This is a genomic window from Methylibium sp. Root1272 (assembly GCF_001425905.1).
GTDB lineage: Bacteria > Pseudomonadota > Gammaproteobacteria > Burkholderiales > Burkholderiaceae_C > Methylibium.
This window is the reverse complement of record NZ_LMDY01000012.1, coordinates 123,692-144,061: the sequence shown is the minus strand read 5'-3', so window position 1 is coordinate 144,061 and position 20,370 is coordinate 123,692. Positions and strand designations below refer to the sequence as shown.

The 20,370-nt window shown below is 68.1% G+C and carries 21 protein-coding genes; 5 read left to right on the top strand and 16 right to left on the bottom strand.

The genetic code is table 11. From position 1 onward, the window contains the following. Positions 1-118 precede the first annotated feature (118 nt). Positions 119-3,352 carry a CHASE domain-containing protein gene (locus tag ASC67_RS06470; RefSeq protein ID WP_082535859.1) on the top strand — a complete coding sequence of 1,078 codons (3,234 nt, stop codon included), beginning with the start codon at positions 119-121 and terminating at the stop codon, positions 3,350-3,352. A 10-nt stretch (positions 3,353-3,362) separates the two neighbouring features. On the opposite strand, the gene ASC67_RS06465 is transcribed toward ASC67_RS06470, so the two are convergent. From ASC67_RS06465 to ASC67_RS06455, 3 genes are all read right to left on the bottom strand, one after another. After that, complete coding sequence (locus ASC67_RS06465; protein ID WP_056316698.1) at positions 3,363-4,745, bottom strand: sensor histidine kinase; 1,383 nt, start codon at positions 4,743-4,745, stop codon at positions 3,363-3,365. Beyond that, positions 4,745-5,434, bottom strand: a complete 690-nt coding sequence (locus tag ASC67_RS06460) for a response regulator transcription factor (protein ID WP_056318205.1) — start codon at positions 5,432-5,434, stop codon at positions 4,745-4,747. The genes ASC67_RS06465 and ASC67_RS06460 overlap by 1 nt, the downstream gene beginning before the upstream one ends. A gap of 210 nt (positions 5,435-5,644) precedes the next feature. Further along, entirely contained in the window at positions 5,645-6,820 is a 1,176-nt protein-coding gene (locus ASC67_RS06455; RefSeq protein WP_056316695.1) for an acyl-CoA dehydrogenase, read from the bottom strand. A 263-nt stretch (positions 6,821-7,083) separates the two neighbouring features. Between ASC67_RS06455 and rpoH the strand changes: the two genes are divergently transcribed. Next, positions 7,084-8,010 carry an RNA polymerase sigma factor RpoH gene (gene rpoH / locus ASC67_RS06450; RefSeq protein ID WP_200946859.1) on the top strand — a complete coding sequence of 309 codons (927 nt, stop codon included), beginning with the start codon at positions 7,084-7,086 and terminating at the stop codon, positions 8,008-8,010. A 72-nt stretch (positions 8,011-8,082) separates the two neighbouring features. On the opposite strand, the gene ASC67_RS06445 is transcribed toward rpoH, so the two are convergent. From ASC67_RS06445 to ASC67_RS06425, 5 genes are read right to left on the bottom strand one after another with little or no spacing between them, the layout of a single operon-like run. Further along, on the bottom strand, positions 8,083-8,676 hold the full coding sequence (locus tag ASC67_RS06445; protein WP_056316692.1) for an SCO family protein: 594 nt from the start codon (positions 8,674-8,676) through the stop codon (positions 8,083-8,085). Then, positions 8,673-9,608 (bottom strand): heme o synthase, encoded by a 936-nt coding sequence (cyoE, locus tag ASC67_RS06440; RefSeq protein WP_056316691.1) that lies wholly within the window; start codon positions 9,606-9,608, stop codon positions 8,673-8,675. The genes ASC67_RS06445 and cyoE overlap by 4 nt, the downstream gene beginning before the upstream one ends. A gap of 20 nt (positions 9,609-9,628) precedes the next feature. After that, a complete protein-coding gene (locus ASC67_RS06435) occupies positions 9,629-10,804 on the bottom strand; it encodes a heme A synthase (RefSeq protein ID WP_056316688.1) in 1,176 nt (391 codons plus the stop codon). Positions 10,805-10,813: 9 nt separating this feature from the next. Further along, positions 10,814-11,533 (bottom strand): hypothetical protein, encoded by a 720-nt coding sequence (locus tag ASC67_RS06430; RefSeq protein ID WP_056316684.1) that lies wholly within the window; start codon positions 11,531-11,533, stop codon positions 10,814-10,816. Further along, positions 11,478-12,212, bottom strand: a complete 735-nt coding sequence (locus tag ASC67_RS06425; RefSeq protein ID WP_056316681.1) for an SURF1 family protein — start codon at positions 12,210-12,212, stop codon at positions 11,478-11,480. Before ASC67_RS06425 ends, ASC67_RS06430 begins: the two co-directional genes overlap by 56 nt. 36 nt (positions 12,213-12,248) lie before the next feature. Between ASC67_RS06425 and ASC67_RS06420 the strand changes: the two genes are divergently transcribed. Further along, positions 12,249-12,473, top strand: a complete 225-nt coding sequence (locus ASC67_RS06420) for a twin transmembrane helix small protein (protein WP_056316678.1) — start codon at positions 12,249-12,251, stop codon at positions 12,471-12,473. A gap of 99 nt (positions 12,474-12,572) precedes the next feature. Here ASC67_RS06420 and ASC67_RS06415 read toward each other — a convergent pair whose 3' ends face one another. The 8 genes from ASC67_RS06415 to ASC67_RS06385 all read right to left on the bottom strand — a co-directional run bounded on the left by ASC67_RS06415 (position 12,573) and on the right by ASC67_RS06385 (position 19,065). Continuing rightward, on the bottom strand, positions 12,573-13,454 hold the full coding sequence (locus tag ASC67_RS06415) for a cytochrome c oxidase subunit 3 (protein WP_056316674.1): 882 nt from the start codon (positions 13,452-13,454) through the stop codon (positions 12,573-12,575). A 107-nt stretch (positions 13,455-13,561) separates the two neighbouring features. Then, entirely contained in the window at positions 13,562-13,813 is a 252-nt protein-coding gene (locus ASC67_RS06410) for a DUF2970 domain-containing protein (RefSeq protein WP_082535858.1), read from the bottom strand. Further along, positions 13,810-14,379 (bottom strand): cytochrome c oxidase assembly protein, encoded by a 570-nt coding sequence (locus ASC67_RS06405; protein WP_404932861.1) that lies wholly within the window; start codon positions 14,377-14,379, stop codon positions 13,810-13,812. The genes ASC67_RS06410 and ASC67_RS06405 overlap by 4 nt, the downstream gene beginning before the upstream one ends. Positions 14,380-14,450: 71 nt before the next feature. Next, positions 14,451-14,567, bottom strand: coding sequence for a cytochrome oxidase small assembly protein (locus tag ASC67_RS20970; protein ID WP_404932837.1), 117 nt, complete (start codon positions 14,565-14,567; stop codon positions 14,451-14,453). Between the two features lie 20 nt (positions 14,568-14,587). Further along, positions 14,588-16,207 (bottom strand): cytochrome c oxidase subunit I, encoded by a 1,620-nt coding sequence (gene ctaD / locus ASC67_RS06400; RefSeq protein ID WP_056316668.1) that lies wholly within the window; start codon positions 16,205-16,207, stop codon positions 14,588-14,590. A gap of 29 nt (positions 16,208-16,236) precedes the next feature. Then, a complete protein-coding gene (gene coxB / locus ASC67_RS06395) occupies positions 16,237-17,379 on the bottom strand; it encodes a cytochrome c oxidase subunit II (protein ID WP_056318198.1) in 1,143 nt (380 codons plus the stop codon). A gap of 80 nt (positions 17,380-17,459) precedes the next feature. After that, the gene (locus tag ASC67_RS06390) at positions 17,460-18,032 is read right to left on the bottom strand and encodes a DUF2244 domain-containing protein (protein WP_235566240.1); all 573 of its coding nucleotides are present in this window, start codon (positions 18,030-18,032) and stop codon (positions 17,460-17,462) included. A 100-nt stretch (positions 18,033-18,132) separates the two neighbouring features. Continuing rightward, complete coding sequence (locus tag ASC67_RS06385) at positions 18,133-19,065, bottom strand: methyltransferase domain-containing protein (protein ID WP_056316665.1); 933 nt, start codon at positions 19,063-19,065, stop codon at positions 18,133-18,135. A 27-nt stretch (positions 19,066-19,092) separates the two neighbouring features. Between ASC67_RS06385 and ASC67_RS06380 the strand changes: the two genes are divergently transcribed. Both ASC67_RS06380 and ASC67_RS06375 read left to right on the top strand, forming a co-directional pair. After that, positions 19,093-19,833 carry a ComF family protein gene (locus ASC67_RS06380; RefSeq protein WP_056316664.1) on the top strand — a complete coding sequence of 247 codons (741 nt, stop codon included), beginning with the start codon at positions 19,093-19,095 and terminating at the stop codon, positions 19,831-19,833. Positions 19,834-19,878: 45 nt separating this feature from the next. Then, complete coding sequence (locus ASC67_RS06375) at positions 19,879-20,367, top strand: tRNA (cytidine(34)-2'-O)-methyltransferase (RefSeq protein WP_056316661.1); 489 nt, start codon at positions 19,879-19,881, stop codon at positions 20,365-20,367. The last annotated feature ends 3 nt before the right edge of the window (positions 20,368-20,370 follow it).

The window sequence follows — 20,370 nt, the reverse complement described above, 5'->3', positions numbered from 1 at the left end:
CCGACGCATGCGCGGGCCCGGCGTGAAGGCGGCCACGGCAGGGCCTGCGACGTAGGCTGCGCGGGGCCGGCCGCGCCCATGGCCGGTGGTAGTCTCGCAGCCGATCGCCCCCGCTCTCATGGCCGATACATTCGCTCACTCCAGCCCGGCAGCCACCGCCCCTCCCTTCGTCGCCACATCGCTGGTGACTCTGGTGCTGGTCGCGCTGACCTACGTGCTGACGGGCGCGGCCTCGCTGCAACTCGCGATCCCGCCGGGCTACGCCTCGCCGCTGTTCCCGCCAGCCGGCATCGCGCTGGCCGCCGCCCTGGTCTACGGCTGGCGGGTGCTGCCGGCGGTGACGCTCGGGAGTCTGAGCGTGCAGATGCTCGTGTACTTCAACGGCGATCAGCAACATGTCTTCCGCGATGCGCTCACCGGACTCGCGATCGCCTGCGGTGCGACGATGCAGACGGCGCTCGGCGCCTGGCTGGTGCGACGCAGCCTGAAGGAGCCGCTGACGCTGGACGGGCCGGCATCGATCCTGCGCCTGTTCGGTTTCGGTGCGTTGGCTGCCTGCACGGTCGGGGCGAGCCTGAGCGTCCTGGCGCTGTGGTTGGCCGGACTGCTGCCGACCGCGCTGTTGTTCGACACCTGGTGGACCTGGTGGGGCGGCGATGCCTTGGGCGTGATGATCGCCACGCCGGTGGTGCTGACGCTGATCGGCCGGCCCCGGACCGCTTGGCGGCCGCGCCGCAACACCGTGGCCTTGCCGCTGGTGATCGCCACCCTGTTGCTGGCATTGGCGATCTCGCAAGTGGCCCGATGGGACGGGCAGCGCGATTCGGCCCGCTTCGAGCGCGACGCGATCAGCGTGAGCCGCACGGTCGAGCTGCGGCTCAACGCCCACCTCGACGCGTTGGACGCGATGCACAGCATCTATGTCGCATCGACGAACGTCGACAGCCGCGAGTTCGAACGGGCCAGCGCCGGCTGGTTGCGCAAGCTGCCGAGCGTGCAGGCAATCGGCTGGCACGAGCGCGTTGCGCGGCAGGACCTGCCGGCCTTCGAGGCGAGCCTGCGTTCGCTCGGGCAGCCGGACTATCGCGTGTTCGAGCGCGATGCCGCCCTCAGCGCGAACGACGCCGAACTGATGGTGATGCGCTACATCGAGCCGCGCGCAGGCAACGACACGGCGCTTGGTGTCAATGCGCTGTCGATCCGCGCGGCCCGCGAGGCCATTGCGCGTGCCCGCCTGAGCGACGGCGCCACCGTCACCCCTGGCTTCCGGCTCACGCAGGAGACCGCTCAGCAGACTGGCGTCGTCGTCTACCGCGCCGTGTACCGGGGCGACGAACCGTCACGCAGCCTGCAGGGCATGGTCTTCCTCACGCTGCGCATGGAAGACGCCCTGGCCCGTCTGGTCGCCGGGGCTCCACGCTACCTGCAGGTCTGCCTGCTCGACGCCGACGCACCGCCCGAGAGCCGGCTGCTGGCCGGCCCGCCCGACTGCGCGCGTGCCGCCGCCAATCCGCTGTGGAGCCACAACGCCACGGTCCCGTTCGCCGGCCGAGCCTGGGAGCTGCGGGTGCAGGCGCCGAACGGCGTGCCCAACGGGCCTGCCGCCGGGCCGCTGTCGGGCGAGAGCGCGACGGCCTGGCTGTTCTCGCTGACCGGCCTGCTCGGCACCGGCATGATGGGTGCGCTGCTGCTGCTCGTCACCGGGCGCACGCGGCAGACCGAGACGGCTGTCGCGGAACGCACCGAGCAGCTGGAGCACGAGATCACAGAGCGCCTGGCGACCGAACAGGCTTTGCGCGAGAGCGAGCAGCGCTTCCGCAGCATCTTCAACTCGGTGCCGATCGGCGTGGTCTATACCGACCTGCAGGGCCGCATCAAGCAGCCCAACGCCGCCTACTGCACCATGACCGGCTACAGCGAGGAAGAGCTGCTGAGCCTGTCGCTCGCCAGCTTGACCCATCCCGAGGACCGCGCCGCCGATCTGGCGATCCAGCAGGACCTGGTGGACGGCCGGCTGCCGCTGTACCGGCGGCGCAAGCGTTACATCACCAAGAACGGGCCGGTGCTGTGGGTCAGTGCGACAGTCAGCCTGCTGCGCGACGAGCACGGCCAGCCGCACCGGCTGGTGGGCCTGGTCGAGGACATCAGCGAGCACCTGCGCCTCGAGGAGGCGGAGCACGCGCGCGAATCCGCGGAGACCGCCAACCGCGCCAAGAACGAATTCCTGTCACGCATGAGCCATGAGCTGCGCACGCCGCTCAACGCGATGCTCGGGTTCGCGCAGTTGCTCGACCTCGACCGCGGCGAGCCACTGCACGAGCGCCACCGGATGTGGGTGACGCAGATCCAGCAGGCCGGCTGGCACCTGCTGGAGATGATCAACGACGTGCTGGACCTGTCGCGCATCGAGTCCGGCACGCTGAGCCTGCAGGTCGAATCGCTGTCGCTGGAACCGCTGATCGCCGCATCGATGGCGCTGGTGGAGCCGCAGGCGCGCGGCCGCGGCCTCACGCTCGTGCGCACGATGGCTGAGCACGCGCCCTTGCAGGTGCTGGGCGACGCGACGCGCGTCAAGCAGATCCTCACCAATCTGCTGAGCAACGCCGTCAAGTACAACCGCGAGGCGGGCGAGGTGCGCGTATCGACCCGGCGCACCGAGGAGAGCGACGGCACACCGATGCTGGAACTCGACGTCTGCGACACCGGCCTGGGCATCGAGCCGCAGCTGCTGACCCAGCTATTTCAGCCCTTCAATCGGTTGGGGCGCGAGCGTGGCGCGACCGAAGGCACCGGCATCGGCCTGGTGATCGCCAAGCTGTTGGCCGAGCGCCAGGGCGGCTCGCTGAAGGTGCGCAGCGAGCCCGGCATCGGCTCGACCTTCACGCTGCGCCTACCGCTGGACTCCGAAGCGCGGCCGATGACCGCAAACCAGGACGCCGACGAAGAGGCCAACGCCGCCTACAACCGTCGCCACGTGCTCTACATCGAGGACAACGACACCAATGTCGAGGTGATGCGCGGCATCTTCGGCCTGCGCCCGCAGGTGCGGCTGGCAGTAGCGACCACCGGGCTGGACGGCCTGGCGTCCGTGCGCACCTCGGCGCCCGACCTGATCCTGCTCGACATGCACCTGCCCGACATCGACGGCATGGTGCTCCTCCAGCACCTGAAGTCCGACGAGCAGACCGCCGAGATCCCGGTCATCGCCGTCTCCGCCGACGCCCTGCCGGCGCAGATCTCGGCCGCGCTGCAGGCCGGCGCGATCCGCTATCTGACCAAGCCGGTCGCCATCGACGAAGTGCTGGGCGTCCTGGACGAGCTGCTGTCGCAGCTGACGACCCGCTTCGGCTAGCCGCCGCGGCTCATCGGCCGGGCGGGAACACGACGCGCACGCGCAGGCCGCAACCCTCTTCACCCTCGAGCAGTTCGACCCCCGCGTTGTGCGCGCGGGCGATGTCGCGCACGATGGCCAGACCCAGGCCGCTGCCGGCGCCCGCAGAGCCCGGCGCGCGGTAGAAGCGCTCGAACACCTTGGGACGCTCCTCGGGCGCAATGCCCGGCCCGTTGTCCTCGACCTCGATCATGGGCCTCGGCCCGCTGCCGGGTTGCGTCAGCACGCCGGTGCGCACGGTGATGCGCGCCGGCCGCTGGACGGTGCCGGTTGCGTACTCCAGGGCGTTGTGGATCAGGTTGGCGAGCAGTTCACCGAGCAGGTGGCGGTGGCCTCGCACCGGCGCCGAATCGAGCTGAAATCCGAGATCGGCCCCGCGCTCCAGCGCCCGCGGCACCCAGTCCTGCGCGGCGTCCTGGGCCACGGCCTTCAGGTCGACCGGATCGCCAGGCTCGTTGATGCTGGCCTCGCTGCGCGCCAGTGCCAGCAACTGATCCGCGGCCCGGGCCACGCGCTGCGTCGAACGATGCACGCGTTCCAGCGTCGCATGGACGGCGGGCGGGTGGGCTTCGAGCAGCGCCAGTTCGGACTCGGTCCGCAGCGAGGTCAGCGGGGTGCGCAGCTGGTGGGCCGCATCGGCGATGAAATGGCGCTGCCGCGTCGCATCGGCCGCCACGCGCTGCAGCAGCTGATCGATCGCATTGAGCAGCGGCTGCACTTCGCTGGGCATGCGGCCGCGACGCAGCGGACGCAGGTCGTCGAGCGAGCGCTGCGCCAGCTGCTCGTTGACCGACTCCAGCGGCTGCATCGCGTGCCGCACCACCCACCAGATTGCCACCGCGAACACCAGCGCGAACACCAGCGCGAGCATCAGCGTCAGCACCAAGGATTCGCTGCGCGCCTTGTCCCGCTTGCCCAGGGTTTCAGCGACGCGGACCTGGCACAGCCGGGCACCGCACTCGACGGCGTGCACCGCCATCCGCACCGGGCGGTCGTCGATCCGCGTGTTGAACATGCGGCGCTCGCCACGCGCCAGGGCGATCGACGGCTTGGCGAGCGGCGCGTCGCCGGCGAGTCGCCGGCCGTCGGCGTCGAGCACGATGTAGTAGGTGCTGTCCGTTGCACTCGTGCGCAGCGACTGCTCGGTCTGTTCGTTCAACTCGAACTGCACCTGCCCGTCGACCACGTGCACCAGATTGCCCAATGCCAGGGCCCAGTCGCTCAGGCCGACGTCGTAGGCATCGCTGGTGCGCTGCAGCTGCCCCCGCAGGTCGAAGAACAAGCGCACCGGCGCGATCAGGACCGTCAGCAGCACCACCCACAGCAGGAGGGTGGCCTTCAGGCTGTTGAGCATCACTGCACGGCGGGAGGCACTCCGGCGACTTCTTCGACCAAATAGCCGAAGCCGCGCACGGCGCGGATGCGCAGACCGGCCGGCTCGATCTTGGGCCGCAGGCGGGAGACATAGACCTCGACCGCGTTCTCCGACAGCGCGTCGTCCCAGCCGCTGATGGCCTGCAGGATCTGCTCCTTGCCGACGACGTGACCGACCCGGCTGAGCAGGTACTCGAGCACGGCCCATTCGCGCGCCGACAGGTCGAGCGGCTGCTCGCCGATCCAGGCGCGGTTGGCCTCCAGGTCCATGCGCAGCCCGCCCATCGAGAGCACGCTGCCCTGGCGAGCCTGGTGACGGCGCGTCAGCACCCGCACGCGCGCGATCAGTTCGGCCAGAGCAAACGGCTTGACGAGGTAGTCGTCGGCGCCCATCTCGAGGCCGTGCACGCGGTCCTCGATGGCATCGCGCGCAGTCAGCATCAGGACCGGCAGGGTCGAACCCTGCTCGCGCACGCGCCGAAGCGTCTCGAAGCCATCGATGCCGATCAGGCCGATGTCGAGGATCAGGAGGTCGTAGGGATCGGTCTTGACCGAGGCCGGGACCGGTTCGCCGCGGGGGGTGTGGTCGACCACCCAGCCTTGCGAGCGCAGCGCGCGCGCCGTCGACTCGGCCAGTGCCGGGTCGTCTTCAGCCAGCAGGATGTGCATGGAGGGAGGGTCTTGCGCGAGTGCCTTGGAACGGTGAATCATGTTCGACGTGGAAGCGATGACCATGCTGCGCACTGTAGCGCGCAGGGCCGCTTCCTCATCGACCTGCATGGTCCCCGCTGCGTTCTTCCGACCACTGACATCGCGCTGACGTCAGCCTGAAGGGACGCGCCCCGCTCGCGCGGAACCCCGCCTCCGACCGGCACGGACTCAGCAGAACGCCTGGATCCCGGTGATGGCCCGCCCGAGGATCAGCGCATGCACGTCGTGCGTGCCCTCGTAGGTGTTGACCACCTCGAGGTTGACCAGGTGGCGGGCCACGCCGAACTCGTCGGAGATGCCGTTGCCGCCCATCATGTCGCGCGCCATCCGCGCGATCTCCAGGCTCTTGCCGCAGGAGTTGCGCTTCATGATGCTGGTGATCTCGACCGCAGCCGTGCCCTCGTCCTTCATGCGCCCCAGCCGCAGGCAGCCTTGCAGGCCCAGCGTGATCTCGGTCTGCATGTCGGCCAGCTTCTTCTGGATCAGCTGGTTGGCCGCCAGCGGGCGGCCGAACTGCGGGCGGTCGAGCACGTACTGCCGGGCGCGGTGGAAGCAGTCCTCCGCCGCCCCCAGCGCTCCCCAGGCGATGCCGTAGCGGGCGCTGTTGAGACAGGTGAAGGGGCCCTTGAGACCGCGCACCTCGGGGAAGGCGTTCTCCTCGGGGCAGAACACCTCGTCCATGACGATCTCGCCGGTGAGGGAGGCCCGCAGGCCGACCTTGCCGTGCACCGCCGGGGCGTCCAGGCCTTTCATGCCCTTGTCCAGGATGAAGCCGCGGATCTGCCCGCCGTCGTCCTTGGCCCAGACGACGAAGACGTCGGCGATGGGGCTGTTGGTGATCCACATCTTGGCGCCGCTGAGGACGTAGCCGCCCTTCACGGCGCGCGCGCGGGTGGCCAGGCTGCCGGGGTCGGAGCCGTGGTTGGGTTCGGTGAGGCCGAAGCAGCCGATCCATTCGCCGCGGGCGAGCTTGGGCAGGTATTTCTGCTTCTGGGCTTCGGTGCCGAAAGCGTGAATGGGCACCATGACGAGGGAGCTCTGCACGCTCATCATGGAGCGGTAGCCGGAGTCGACGCGCTCGACTTCGCGGGCCACCAGGCCGTAGCAGATGTAGTTGAGGCCGGCGCCGCCATAGGCTTCGGGGATCGTGGCACCGAGCAGGCCGAGTTCGCCCATCTCGCGGAAGATGGCCGGGTCGGTCTTCTCGTGGCGGAAGGCCTCCAGCACGCGGGGCGCCAGGCGGTCCTGGCAATAGGCCTGGGCGGCGTCGCGCACGGCGCGCTCGTCGTCGCTCAACTGGCTGTCGAGCAGCAGGGGGTCTTCCCAGTGGAAGCTAGCGGCCATGGCGATCTCCGGATGAGGATTGGAGTCTAGCGATCGGGCTGCGAACGGGATGCATGGCCTCGAACCTCGAATGCGGCAACTTGTTTGTTAGCTTGTATTCACTCTCTAACCAAACAAGACTGAGCATTCGAGATCGATGCAGATCGAGCAGTCTGTCGCCCTTCAGTGTCTGGGTTTTAGCACTCGTTTTGAGCGAGTGCTAATATCGAACGAACGAAAGGAGGTTCTGGATGTCTTTCGATGCCATGAACACCACACTGTCGATGAATACGTCCGCCGGCTCGCAGGCACTGACGGTGCGAGATCCGTGGGCCCTGGTGCCGTCGCTCGGTGACCTCAACGCCTACATCTCGGCCGTCAACCGCCTGCCGATGCTGACGCTCGAAGAAGAGCAGTCGCTCGGCCAGCGGCTGCGTGACGCGCACGACCTCGAGGCCGCCGGCCGTCTGGTCTTGTCGCACTTGCGGCTGGTCGTGTCGGTGTCGCGCCAGTACCTGGGCTACGGCCTGCCTCACGGCGACCTGATCCAGGAAGGCAATGTCGGCCTGATGAAGGCGGTCAAGCGCTTCGACCCCGGCCAGGGCGTGCGACTGGTCAGCTATGCGTTGCACTGGATCAAGGCCGAGATCCACGAGTACGTCCTGCGCAACTGGCGCATGGTCAAGCTGGCGACCACGAAGGCGCAGCGCAAGCTGTTCTTCAACCTGCGCTCGATGAAGCAGGGCTTCAAGGGCGATGCCGCCGACAGCGACCTGCACCGCAGCACGCTGACCGATGCCGAGATCGACATCGTCGCCAGCGAACTCAAGGTCAAGCGCGAGGAAGTGATCGAGATGGAAACGCGTCTGTCGGGCGGCGACGTCGCGCTGGAGCCGCAGACCGACGACGGCGAGGAAAGCTACGCGCCGATCACCTACCTGGCCGACGAAAGCCACGAACCGACCCGCGTGCTCGACGCCCAGCGCCGCGACGCGCTGGCCGGCGATGGCATCGGCCAGGCGCTGGACGTGCTGGACGCGCGCAGCCGCCGCATCGTCGAGGAGCGCTGGCTCAAGGTCAACGACAACGGCTCGGGCGGCATGACGCTGCACGAACTGGCGACCGAGTACGGCGTCAGCGCCGAGCGCATCCGCCAGATCGAGGTGGCCGCCATGAAGAAGATGCGCAAGGCGCTGGCCGCCTACGCCTGAGTTCCCGCAAGCGCCTCGGAGCAACGACAATGCGGCCCGCGGGCCGCATTGTCCATGGTGGCGTCGACCTCTTCAGGCCAGCAGCTGCTTCAGGTCGGCCACCCAGGCCTCGACCGGTTGCCCATAGCGCACGAACAGCCTGAGCCGGCCCTGCGGGTCGTAGACGTAGGCGCCGGCCGTGTGGTCCATCGTGTAACTGTCCTCGGCCTTGCCGGGAACCTTGCGGAAGAAGGCCTTGAAGGACTTCGCGACCGCCTGAGTCTGCTCGGGTGTGCTGCGCAGGGCGACGAAACTCGGATCGAAGCTGCTCATGTAGGCCTTCAGGATCTCCGGCGTGTCGCGCTCCGGATCGATGGTGATGAAGACCGCCTGCAGCTTGTCGCCGTCTGCGCCGAGCTGCTTCTTCACCGCGGCCAGTTCCGCCATCGTGGTGGGGCAGACATCGGGACACTGCGTGTAGCCGAAGAACACGACGGTCGCCTTGCCCTTGAAGTCGGCCAGCGTACGGGACCGCCCTTCCACGTCGCTGAGCGCGAAATCGCGCGCGTAGTCGGCACCGGTGATGTCGATGCCCTTGAAGGGCTCGACCGGCTTCGAGGCCGGGTCGCAAGCGGCCAGCAGCGAGAGCGCCGCGCAGACGGAGAGAACCGCAAATCGGCGCATCATGGCGTGCCCCGCAGCAGCGGGCCCAGGTAGTGATCGAGCAGCAAGGCCGCGAACAGCAGCGACAGGTGCCAGATCGAGAAACGGAAGGTGCGCCGCGCCAGCGACTCGCTGTAGCTGCGCCACAGCTTGAAGGCGTGGACGCAGAAGCCAATGCCCAGCGCGCAGGCCGCCGCCAGATAGATCCAGCCGCTCATGCCGTAGACGAACGGCAGCAGCGTCGCGGCGAACAGCACGAAGGTATAGAGCAGGATCTGCAGGCGCGTGAAATCGTTGCCGTGCGTCACCGGCAGCATCGGCAGGCCGGCGCGCGCATAGTCCTCTGCGCGGTACAGCGCCAGCGCCCAGAAGTGCGGTGGTGTCCACAGAAAGATGATCAGACACAGGATCCAGGGCTCGGCACCAAGTTCGCCGCGCATCGCGGCCCAGCCGAGTACCGGCGGCATCGCACCCGAGGCGCCGCCGATCACGATGTTCTGCGGCGTCGCCGGCTTCAGCAGCACGGTGTAGATCACCGCGTAGCCGACGAAGGTGGCGAAGGTCAGCCACATCGTCAGCACATTGACCCACGTCCACAGCACGGCCATGCCGGCGGCGCACAGGACCACCGCGAAACTGAGGGTCTGCGTGTTGCTCAGTTCGCCCTTGGCCGTGGGGCGCCAGGCAGTGCGCTTCATCTTCGAATCGATGGTCTGCTCGACCAGGCAGTTGAAGGCCGCAGCGGCGCTGGCGACCAGCCAGATGCCGATGGTGGCGGCCAGAGCCACACCCCACGCGGCCAATGACGGCCAGCCAGGCACGGCCAGCAGCATGCCGATGACGGCGCAGAACACGATCAACTGCACCACGCGCGGCTTGGTCAGCGCGCTGAACTGGCGCCAGCGCGACAACCAGGTGTGCAGCGCGGCAGGAGGGGTGGCGAGGGTCTCGGACATGTCTGCAGCAGGAAGCGATTCTAGGAAGCGCGCTGCGCCGCGAGCGGCGCAGCGGCCCGGGACGGCGAGGCGACACCGTCGGCCGACGCGGTGCGCAATACCAGCGCCGTCAACAACAGCACCAGCGCGGCCGCGCCGCCGGTATGGGCCACGGCCGCCAGCAGCGGCCAGTCGAGCACGGCGTTGCTGACGCCGGTGACGACCTGCCAGGCCGCCACGCCCACCAGACCCGCGGCAAAGCGGCGCAGCGCCGGCTCCCGCGCCAGCCGCCACACCAGCCAGGTCAGCCCGGTGAGCAGCAGCAGCGCGCCCAGGCGATGCGTCATGTGGATCGCCGTCAGCGCCGCGAACGGCAGCCAGTCGCTGTCCTTGCCCACGCCCAGCGGGCGCAGGATCGAGAAGCCGTGCTCGAAGTCCATCGTCGGCCACCAGTGCCCCTGACAGGTCGGGAAGTCGCTGCAGGCCAGCACCGCATAGTTGGTGCTGACCCAGGCGCCCAGCGCGATCTGCAGCACGGCCAGCAGCGACACCACGAACACACCGCGGCGCAACGCGGCACTCACCCTCACGACCCGCTCGGCGCTCGGACGCCAGGCCTGGGCTGCCAGCAGCGCCAGCAGAGCGAGCCCGCCGAGCAGGTGAGCCGTGACGATGGCCGGGTAGAGCTTTAAGGTCACCGTGAAGGCGCCGAAGGCGCCCTGAACGCAGACCCACAGCAGCGTGGCAGTGGCCCACCAAGGTGAGATCCGTGCCGCCGGTTCGGCGCGATCCCGGGTGTCGCGTCGCCACTGTTGCCAGCTCAACAGCGTCATCACCGTGATCAACACACCGACCGCCGTCGCGAGATAGCGGTGCACCATCTCGACCCAGGCCTTGCCATGCGTGACCGGTCCGGTCGGCAACGCGCTCTGCGCGGCCTGGATCTCGTCGCGCGCGCCCAGCGGGCTGGCGCTGCCATAGCAGCCCGGCCAGTCGGGGCAGCCGAGTCCGGAATCGGTGAGCCGCGTGAAGGCACCGAACAGCACCAGATCGAAGGTGAGAAAGAGCGTCAGCAAGGTCAGCGCCCGCAGCCGATTGCGGCCGTCGCCCGACCGCGTACGCGCCCACACCCAGGCCAGCGGGCCGAGCGCGATCAGGCCGCCCAGCAGCGCCATGCGCGCGAGCGGCTCGAGGTTGACGAGAGCGCCGTGGTCCATCTGCCGCCTTCAGCGCCCCGGCTCGTCCCAGCTGGCCGCCGCGCGCATCAGCTTCTCGAGGTCGCGCTTGATGCGATCAGGCTCGCTGGGCGCCGGAAAACGCATCATGTAGTTGCCGAGCGGATCGACCAGGTAGAAGTGCGCTGCGAGCTCCCGAGCGTCGCCGGCGGCCAACCAGCGGTCGAGCGCCTGCGCCGGAGCCCGCAGCACCGTTGCGCCCTGCAGCGCGGGCAGCAGCTCGGGCCGGGGCGCCGCGCCATCGCCGATCAGCCACACGCGGTCGAGTCGGTCCTTGTGCTTGCCGAGCGATTCGCGCAGTTGCCGCTGCAGGTAGAGCTGGCGCTCGCACAGCGCGTCGCAGGCCCCACCGGCCACGGCGATCAGCAGCCACTGGCCCTTGAGGTTCGCCGGCGCCACGCCCGCGCCCTCCAGATCGCTCAAGGGCAGCTCGGCCGGCGTGGGCAGCGGCCGCTGCGGCTGGATCAGCACGCCATGGTTGGTGCGGCCCTGGGGCCGGATGATGTAGTAGGTGAAGTAGGACGCGATCACCGGCGCGGCGCACACCAGCAGCACCAGCAGCATCTTCAGGCGCCCGTGGCGAACCGCGGCGCTCGGCAGCGTCGGCGCCGGGAGGCTGTGGACCGCGAAGCTCAGCGGCTCTGAGGTAGCAGCCTCAGCGCGGCGCGCGCTGCCGCCGGAGCCAGGGTTGGAGGAGTTGGAACCAGACATACAAACCGCTCAACAAGGTGGCCAGGGCGAACCACTGGAAGGCATAGCCGTAGTGCTTGTGCACGTCGACGGCCGGTCGCGGCCATTGCCGCAGCAGGCCATCGTCGGGCGCGGAGCCCTCCGTCTGGACGATGGAGAGCGGACGCAACCCGACACCCGTTTCGCGGGCATAGGCCTCGATATCGATATTTTGCCGGAGCCGGCCCGACTCCTCCTCGGCAAAGGCATACAGCCGCGAAGGGGCCGGGGCGACCTGCCCCACCAACTCAACCCGACCGCCGGCCGTCGGCACCTCGGGCAGTAGCGCGCGGTCGCGCACGTCGCGCGGCGCCCAGCCTCTCTGTACCAGCACCGCATCACCGGACGCAAGCTCCAGCGGAGTCAGCAGGAAGAAGCCCGGACGACCGTTCATCTGGCGGTTGTCGAGGAAGACGCTGTGCTGCGGCAGCCATCGTCCTGACAGCGCGATGTGCCGGTGCCATTGCCCGACGGCGGTCTCCGCGTCGCGCGCCAACGCCGCGGCCGGCAGCGGCGGCAGCGCGCCCTGCGTGTCGAGGCTGGTCTGCAGCGCTTCCTTCTGGGCGGCACGCGACAGCTGCCACGCGCCGAGGCGTCCCGTCACCGCCACGCCGACGGCGGTGGCCAGCAGCACGATCCAGCGGCGCGCCACCGGGCTCACCGCACCGCCCCGGACCGGATGCCATACAGTGTCCGGATGAAATGGATCGTCGTGCTGGCCTTCGTCGCCATCCTCGTCGCCTTGGCCGCCGCCGGCCGTGCGCTGCTCAAGGACGGCCGCGACGGCGCCCCCAAGACCGATCGCATGCTGCATGCGCTCGCCTGGCGGATCGGGCTGTCGGTGGCCTTGTTCGTGTTCATCCTCGTTGCCTACTTGCTCGGCTGGATTCAGCCCACAGGCCTGCCGCTGTCACCACGCTGAGCCTGTAAAAGGAAAAGAGCGCCGCAGGCGCTCTTTCCTCGTCGTCGCCCCGCGCCCCCGCCCGACCTCGGGCACGACGGGGCGGCGCCTCTCGGTCGATCACATCCAGTAGACGACGATGTACAGACCCAGCCACACCACGTCGACGAAGTGCCAGTACCACGCGGCCCCTTCGAAGCCGAAGTGGCGCTCCGGCGTGAAGTGGCCCTTCATCAGGCGGATCGTGATGAACAGCAGCATCAGCATGCCGACGAACACGTGGAAGCCGTGGAAGCCGGTCAGCATGAAGAAGGTCGAGCCGTAGATACCGCTGCTGAGCTTGAGGTTCAGTTCGGTGTAGGCGTGGTGGTACTCGTAGCCCTGCACGAACAGGAAGGTCACGCCCAGCAGCACGGTGAGCCACATGAAAGCGATGGTCTTGCCGCGGTGGTTCTCGCGCAGTGCATGGTGGGCAATGGTGAGCGTCACCCCCGAGCTCAGCAGCAGCGCGGTGTTGATCGTCGGCAGCCAGAACGGACCCATCGTCGTGAAGGGCTCGACGATGCCGGCCGGCGACGCCGTCGCGCCTGCGGCCACGCTCGGCCACACCGCCTTGAAGTCAGGCCAGAGCAGCGCGTTCTCGAGATCGCCGAGGTTGGGGACGGAGTGCACTCGCGTCCAGTACAGGGCACCGAAGAACGCGCCGAAGAACATCACCTCCGAAAAGATGAACCAGCTCATGCTCCAGCGGAAGGAGACGTCGATGCGGTCGCTGTACTGCCCGCCTTCGCTCTCGCCGATGGCCTGGCGGAACCACTGTTGCAGCACGAAGGCCCACCACAGCAGCCCGAACAGCAGCAGGTAGGCGCCCCAGCCATGGCCGTTGACCCATTGGCCAGCGCCGAAGATCACGAACAACAGGCCGATGGCGGCCATGATCGGGTGCCGCGAGGGCCCCGGCACGAAGTAATAGGGCGTTTGCCCGTGGGTAGCTGCCGACATGTCTTCTCCTCAGAACTCTTGCCTGTCTTCCTTGTCTGCCTCGACCCGGGCCGCCTGCCGGCGGGCTGTGTCGTTCAGTCCCCTGTTCGTCTGCATGACCCGCTCGTTCAGGCCGCGACACCGCTGCCGATGACCCAGCGCACCAGCACGAGCAGCGCGCCGATGAACAGCAGCACTCCGGCGACCCCGGCGATCACGACGTGCACCGGATTGATCTCGTTCACGTCACGCTCGTACTCGACCGACTTGCGCACGCCGAAGAACGACCACGCCACCGCCTGCGCCGTGCGCGCGAACGATCCTTTGCGCCGCGATGCCTGCCGCAGCGTCGCCCCCGAATCGTCCTGCGGACCGCTCACAGCGCCGCCCCCGCCTTCACGGCCGCCAGCGGGCCGGCCGGTGCCGCGGGAGTCTTGCCGCCCACCTCGAAGAAGGTGTAGCTCAGCGTGATCGTGCGCACGTCCTTCGGCAGTTTCGGGTCGATGTAGAACACGACCGGCCACTGCTTGGCCTCACCCGGCTGCAGCTGGTACTCGTTGAAGCAGAAGCACTCCAGCTTGTTGAAGTGCGACATCGCCTGCTTGGGCGCATAGCTCGGGATCGCTTGGGCCGCCATGGCACGGTTCTGGACGTTGCGGAACTCGTACATCACCGTCGTCAACTCACCCGGATGAACCTCCAGCGAGCGCACCGCCGGCTTGAAGTCCCAGGGTCCGCGCGCATTGGCATCGAACTCGACGGTGATGGTGCGGCTGAGGTCCACCTGCGTGTTGCCGATCTTGCCCGCGCCCGTGCCGTTGACTGTGCGCTCCGACAGTGACAGCACGTTGATGCCCAGCGCCTCGCAGATGTGCTTGTAGATCGGCACGAGGCCGTAGCCGAAGCCGAACATCAGCAACACGACGACCGACAGCTTGAACAGCATGTGCCGGTTGTCGCCGCCCAGGCGGCGCGCGCTAAGGGCAGCGTCGCGATCGGAGGTCGCCATGCCGATGCTCAGTGGTTCAAGAGCGTGATCTTGACGACGAAACCCGCCAGGAACGCGAACGCGACCGACGCCAGGATCAGCGCGAGGCGCAGGTTGCGCTTGCGTTGCTCGGGGGTGATCGCCATCGCGTGCTCCCGCCCTGTCGTCAGCCGATGATCTTGGTGGCCGACGCGTTGAGCTTGGGCGGCGTCTCGAAGGTGTGGAAGGGCGCCGGCGACGGCACTTCCCACTCCAGGCCCTCGGCGGCCTCCCAGGGCTTCTGCGGTGCCTTCTCGCCCTGGCCCCTCATCGCCGGGATGACGACGAAGAACAGGAAGTAGACCTGCATCAACCCGAAGCCGAAGGCGCCGACGGTGGCGAGCGCGTTGAAGTCGGCGAACTGCATCGGGTAGTCGGCGTAGCGACGCGGCATGCCCGCCAGCCCGAGGAAGTGCATCGGGAAGAAGGTGACGTTGAAGAAGATCAGCGAGCCCCAGAAATGGATCTTGCCGCGCGTCTCCGAGTACATCACCCCGGTCCACTTGGGGCTCCAGTAGTAGTAGCCGGCGAACATCGCGTACAGCGAGCCGGCCACCAGCACGTAGTGGAAGTGCGCCACGACGTAGTAGGTGTCCTGCAGCTGGATGTCGACCGGCGCCACCGCCAGGATCAATCCGGTGAAGCCGCCCATCGTGAACACGAAGATGAAGCCGACCGCAAACAGCATCGGCGTCTCGAAGGTCATCGAACCGCGCCACATGGTGGCGATCCAGTTGAACACCTTCACCCCGGTGGGGATGGCGATCAGCATCGTCGCGTACATGAAGAACAACTGGCCCGTCACCGGCATGCCGGTGGTGAACATGTGGTGCGCCCAGACGATGAACGACAGGATCGCGATCGACGAGGTGGCGTACACCATCGAGGTGTAGCCGAACAGGCGCTTGCGGGCGAACGCCGGGATGATGGCGCTGACGATCCCGAAGGCCGGCAGGATCATGATGTAGACCTCGGGGTGACCGAAGAACCAGAAGATGTGCTGGTACATCACCGGGTCACCGCCGCCAGCGGGATTGAAGAAGCTGGTGCCGAAGTGGCGATCGGTCAGCGTCATCGTGATCGCGCCGGCCAGCACCGGCATCACCGCGATCAGCAGGTAGGCGGTGATCAGCCAGGTCCAGCAGAAAAGCGGCATCTTCATCAGCGTCATGCCGGGCGCGCGCATGTTGAGGATGGTGACGATGATGTTGATCGAGCCCATGATCGAACTCGCGCCCATGATGTGCATCGCGAAGATGCCGGCATCCATCGACGGGCCCATCTGCAGGGTCAGTGGCGCGTAGAGCGTCCAGCCGGCGGCCGGAGCGCCACCGGGCATGAAGAACGAGCCCACGAGCATCAGCGCGGCCGGAATCAGCAGCCAGAAGCTGAAGTTATTCATGCGCGCGAACGCCATGTCGGCAGCGCCGACCTGCAGCGGGATCATCCAGTTCGCGAAGCCCACGAAGGCCGGCATGATGGCGCCGAACACCATGATCAGGCCGTGCATCGTGGTGAGTTGGTTGAACAGCTCCGGGTTCACCAGTTGCAGTCCGGGCTGGAACAGCTCGGCACGGATGCCGAGCGCCAGCACGCCGCCCACCATCAGCATGGTCAGAGAGAACAGCAGATACAGCGTGCCGATGTCCTTGTGGTTGGTGGCGAACAGCCAGCGCCGCCAGCCGTGGGGGTGGTCGTGCGCGTGGTCGTGCGCGTGGTCACCGTGATGGTCCAGAACTGCACTCATGGGGGCTATCCTCTTTCTGAAACCGGGGCTTACTTGCGAGCGGCGACCACGTCGGCCGGCTGCACGATCTGACCGGTCGCGTTCGACCAGTGGTTCTTGGTGTAGGTGATGACGGCGGCGATCTCGGTGTCCGAGAGGTGCTTCCACGCCGGCATCGCGCCGTTATTCTGGCCATTGAGCAGGACCGCGATCTGCTTGGTCTTGTCGGCATCCAGCACCACGGCGGCGCCGTCGATCGGTTTGATCGCGCCGGCGCCCTTGCCGCTGGCCTGATGGCAGGCCGCGCAGTTGGCCGCGTAGACCTTCTCGCCGCGGGCCACGAGGTCGGGCAGCTCCCAGACCTTGGCTGGATCGTCGGCCTTGGCGGCCAGCTTCTTCTTCTCGCCCTCGACCCACACGGCGTAGTCGGCCTGCGACACCACCTTCACATGAATCGGCATGTAGGCGTGTTCCTTGCCGCACAGCTCGGCGCACTGGCCGTAGAAGTCGCCGGTCTTCTCGGCACGGAACCAGGTGTCGCGCACGAAGCCGGGGATCGCATCCTGCTTGATGCCGAAGGCCGGCACCATGAAGGCGTGGATCACGTCGTTGGCGGTGGTGATGATGCGCACCTTCTTGTCGACCGGCACCACCAGCGGGTTGTCGACCTTGAGCAGGTAGTCATCGGTCGGCTCGGGCTTGCCGCTGTCCGACATCATGCGCTGCGCCGTGTCGAGTGTGGACACGAAGGCAATGCCCTCGCCCTCGCCCTTGATGTAGTCGTAGCCCCACTTCCACTGGTAGCCGGTGGCCTTGATGGTCAGGTCGGCATTGGTGGTGTCCTTCATGGCGACCACGACCTTGGTGGCGGGCAACGCCATCAGGATCACGATGAAGAACGGCACGACGGTCCAGATGATCTCGACCGTGGTCGATTCGTGGAAGTTGGCCGGTTTGGCACCCTTGGAGCGGCGGTGCTTGAAGATCGAATAGAACATCACGCCGAACACGGCGATGAAGATCACCAGGCAGATCACCAGCATGAAGTAGTGCAGCCAGTGCTGCTCGGCGGCGATCCGCGTCACCGGCGGATGCAGGTCGAGCTGATTCACGGCCGGACCGCCCGGCAGATCGTTGACGGCCAGCACCGCCGTCGTGTACAGCGAGGCCGCCAGTCCAAGACCGGTCGCCATGGCCTGCCGTCGGAGGGCGCTCGCGGCGTTGCTAAGGGCGTTGATCGTCTTCATCGTGCTCACTTCCAAACAAATCCATCTCAGGCAGCGTCGCTCGCGACGCCCGCCGGCCACCATCCCCGCGGCGTCTGCCGCAGGGCCGTGCGAAATTCTTCGGCCAGCGCCCGCCGCAGTTCGGGCCGCACATAGCGCCCCACCGCGATCACCCGGCCCTGTCCCGACAACTCGATCAAAGACCGGTCGTCGTCCCGCGGTTCCACCCGCACCCAGTCCGGAACGAACTCGGCACGCTCGATGCGCCCCCCGTTGAGATGCTCCACGACCAGACGCCCCGGCAACAAGGTGATGAGTTCCCGGTCAGCGGCATGCTTGGCGTACACCAGCAAGGCCAGACCGACCAGCAACAACTCCACCCATGCGAACGGCATCACCAGCGTGGCGCCGCCCAACCAGAAGCATGTCGCGATTCCCAACGAGATCACGCACAGCGATGCATAAACCGCCAGCAACTGCGCGGGCGAGAAGGAGCAATTCCGCTTGAGGCTCCATTCCACCGACACCGCGGCACCGCCGCGGGATTCGGCCGGAGCAGCATGGACCTGACCGAATTTCAGGTGTGCCTCGGGCCGGTCCGGTGCGAAAGGCGCTGACATGCTGCTACCGATCCTGATCACCTACCGTGTGAGAAGTTAAGGAGACCATACTCCCTCGCTTCGCACCGGCGCGCAGTTTATCCCAGCGCCCGACACCGCCTCAAGCATCACTTGCCGATTTGCCGCCGGCGCGCGCGAGACTGCGCAAGGCCTCGACCGAGAGACGCGTCTCCGCGGCGACCCGAACACGCGGCAACGGCCGGAATGCGTGGCCGTAGACAATCTCGAAACTCAGCTGCAGTCGCCCATCCGGTCCGGCGAGGGCCGATTCGAGTTCCGCCAACAGCCGGGTCCGCCAACGCGGCGTGCGCAGGCCGGGATGGCGCTGTGCCGCGGCATTGCCGCCGAGCGTGCGCAGTTCCGCCAGCGCCGCCGAGGCATCGGCCCAGGTCAGGGTCAGCGGCTCCATGTCCATCACCGGATCGGCGAAGCCGGCATGCACCATCGCATCGCCCAAATCGTGCATGTCGATGAAGGCATGGCCGGGGACGGGCCAGCCCAGCCGCCGATACAGGCCGCGCAGTTCGCGCAGGGTGTCCGGGCCGAAACACGAGAACATCACGAAGCCGTCGACGGCCACGGCCTCGCGCCACTGCGCGAACAGCCGCGCGGGGTCGGCCGACCAGTGCAGCATCATGTTGGACCATAGAAGCTGGGCCCGTGCGTCGCCTGGCGCTGCAGCCTCGGCCCAGAACGGCATCGCGGGCTGCGTCCAGCGTCTCGGCGACCACCACGGCCGGCGCGCGTCGCGCGCACTGCGCTGCGCCAGTCCTTCGTTCGGCTCCACCGCCTCGATGCGCGCCTGCGGGTACTGCGCACGCAAGGCGGACGCGCCGCCTCCCTGCGCCGACCACCAGTCGATCACCACGGCCGGAGTCGCCTTCACGATGGACAACCGCTCGGCCATGCGCCGCGCAATTTCGCCATGCAGCCAGGGCGCGGTGGGCATGCGCGCCGCGCGCCGCAGATAGGCCTGCACCGCGGCCGGCTGAGGGCCGGGCGTCGGAGTGGCAGGCTGGGGAGTTGGGTCCATGCGACGCGGCAGTATATTGAGCCGACCATGCTCTCCGGCGTCGCTTCACGAAGGTTGATCCGCGCCGGTCGCGCGCTGTTCGACCGCTGGCCCAACCGCTGCGCGGTCTGCCATGCGGGAACGCGCGGTGCAGCGGCGCGCGTCTGCGATGACTGCCTGGCGCGCTTCGCGCCGGCCGTGCCCCGCTGCGAACGCTGCGCCTTGCAGCGGCCCGAAGGTGTGGCCGTGTGCGGCAGTTGCCTGCGAGACCCGCCACCCTGGTCGCAGGCGGTCGCGGCCTGCGATTACGCCTACCCGTGGGATGGCTTGTTGAACGCGCTCAAATTCCATGACGCGATCGACCTGGCCGCGCCGCTGGCGCAGCGTCTGGCGCTCGCCTTGCGGCGGCGCACATCATCGCCGCCGGTCGATCTGCTGTTGCCGGTCCCGCTGGCCGCGGCGCGCTTGCGCGAGCGCGGTTACAACCAGGCGGCGTTGCTGGGCCGGCAGCTGGCGCAACAACTGGGCCTCCACACCGAGCCGCGGTGGCTGCTGCGCACGAGCGACACGCCGCACCAGACAGCGCTCCCCCGCGCGGCGCGCCTCACCAACCTGCGTGGCGCGTTTTCCGTCGAACCACTGGCCCTGGCGGCGCTGCGCGATCGCCACGTCGCACTGGTCGACGACGTGATGACCACCGGCGCGACAGCCGGAGAACTCGCGCGCGTGCTGCACGCGGCCGGTGCGGCCTCGGTGCAGGTCTGGGTCGTGGCGCGCACACCGGGCTGAGCCGCGCGCAGCGCCGACAATGCAGCCACCCCCGCCCCATCCGCCATGTTCCACATTGTCCTCGTCGAACCCGAGATCCCGCCGAACACCGGCAACGTGATCCGGCTCGCGGCCAACACCGGCTGCACGCTGCACCTGGTGGAGCCGCTGGGCTTCTCGATGGACGACAAGCTGCTGCAGCGTGCCGGACTCGACTACCACGAGCATGCCACGGTGCGACGCCACGCGAGCTGGGGGGCCCTGCTGGCGACGGAACGGCCCGATCCTCAGCGGCTGTTCGCCTTCACGACCCGGGGCAGCCGACCACTGACCGAGGTGCCGTGGCAGGCCGGCGACTGGCTGGTGTTCGGCTGCGAGACCCGCGGGCTCGATTCCGCGCTTCGCGAAAGCTTCCCGGCCGCGCAACGCGTGAGGCTGCCGATGCGCGCCGGCCAGCGCAGCCTCAACCTGTCGAACGCGGTCGCGGTGGCGGTGTTCGAAGCCTGGCGTCAGCAGGACTACGCCGGCGCCGCCGGGGCGCCACCCCCCCGTTAGCGC

Coding starts and splice junctions, on each gene's coding strand:
- ASC67_RS06430 (WP_056316684.1), bottom strand. CDS start 11,533: ATGTCTGGTTCCAACTCCTCCAACCCTGGCTCCGGCGGCAGCGCGCGC.
- cyoE (WP_056316691.1), bottom strand. CDS start 9,608: ATGTCCGAGACCCTCGCCACCCCTCCTGCCGCGCTGCACACCTGGTTG.
- ASC67_RS06435 (WP_056316688.1), bottom strand. CDS start 10,804: ATGGACCACGGCGCTCTCGTCAACCTCGAGCCGCTCGCGCGCATGGCG.
- ASC67_RS06470 (WP_082535859.1), top strand. CDS start 119: ATGGCCGATACATTCGCTCACTCCAGCCCGGCAGCCACCGCCCCTCCC.
- ASC67_RS06375 (WP_056316661.1), top strand. CDS start 19,879: ATGTTCCACATTGTCCTCGTCGAACCCGAGATCCCGCCGAACACCGGC.
- ASC67_RS06465 (WP_056316698.1), bottom strand. CDS start 4,745: ATGCTCAACAGCCTGAAGGCCACCCTCCTGCTGTGGGTGGTGCTGCTG.
- ctaD (WP_056316668.1), bottom strand. CDS start 16,207: ATGAGTGCAGTTCTGGACCATCACGGTGACCACGCGCACGACCACGCG.
- ASC67_RS06460 (WP_056318205.1), bottom strand. CDS start 5,434: ATGCACATCCTGCTGGCTGAAGACGACCCGGCACTGGCCGAGTCGACG.
- ASC67_RS06385 (WP_056316665.1), bottom strand. CDS start 19,065: ATGGACCCAACTCCCCAGCCTGCCACTCCGACGCCCGGCCCTCAGCCG.
- ASC67_RS06415 (WP_056316674.1), bottom strand. CDS start 13,454: ATGTCGGCAGCTACCCACGGGCAAACGCCCTATTACTTCGTGCCGGGG.
- ASC67_RS06420 (WP_056316678.1), top strand. CDS start 12,249: ATGAAATGGATCGTCGTGCTGGCCTTCGTCGCCATCCTCGTCGCCTTG.
- ASC67_RS06405 (WP_404932861.1), bottom strand. CDS start 14,379: ATGCTGTTCAAGCTGTCGGTCGTCGTGTTGCTGATGTTCGGCTTCGGC.
- ASC67_RS06455 (WP_056316695.1), bottom strand. CDS start 6,820: ATGGCCGCTAGCTTCCACTGGGAAGACCCCCTGCTGCTCGACAGCCAG.
- ASC67_RS20970 (WP_404932837.1), bottom strand. CDS start 14,567: ATGGCGATCACCCCCGAGCAACGCAAGCGCAACCTGCGCCTCGCGCTG.
- ASC67_RS06380 (WP_056316664.1), top strand. CDS start 19,093: ATGCTCTCCGGCGTCGCTTCACGAAGGTTGATCCGCGCCGGTCGCGCG.
- rpoH (WP_200946859.1), top strand. CDS start 7,084: ATGAATACGTCCGCCGGCTCGCAGGCACTGACGGTGCGAGATCCGTGG.
- ASC67_RS06390 (WP_235566240.1), bottom strand. CDS start 18,032: ATGTCAGCGCCTTTCGCACCGGACCGGCCCGAGGCACACCTGAAATTC.
- ASC67_RS06445 (WP_056316692.1), bottom strand. CDS start 8,676: ATGATGCGCCGATTTGCGGTTCTCTCCGTCTGCGCGGCGCTCTCGCTG.
- coxB (WP_056318198.1), bottom strand. CDS start 17,379: ATGGCGACCGGTCTTGGACTGGCGGCCTCGCTGTACACGACGGCGGTG.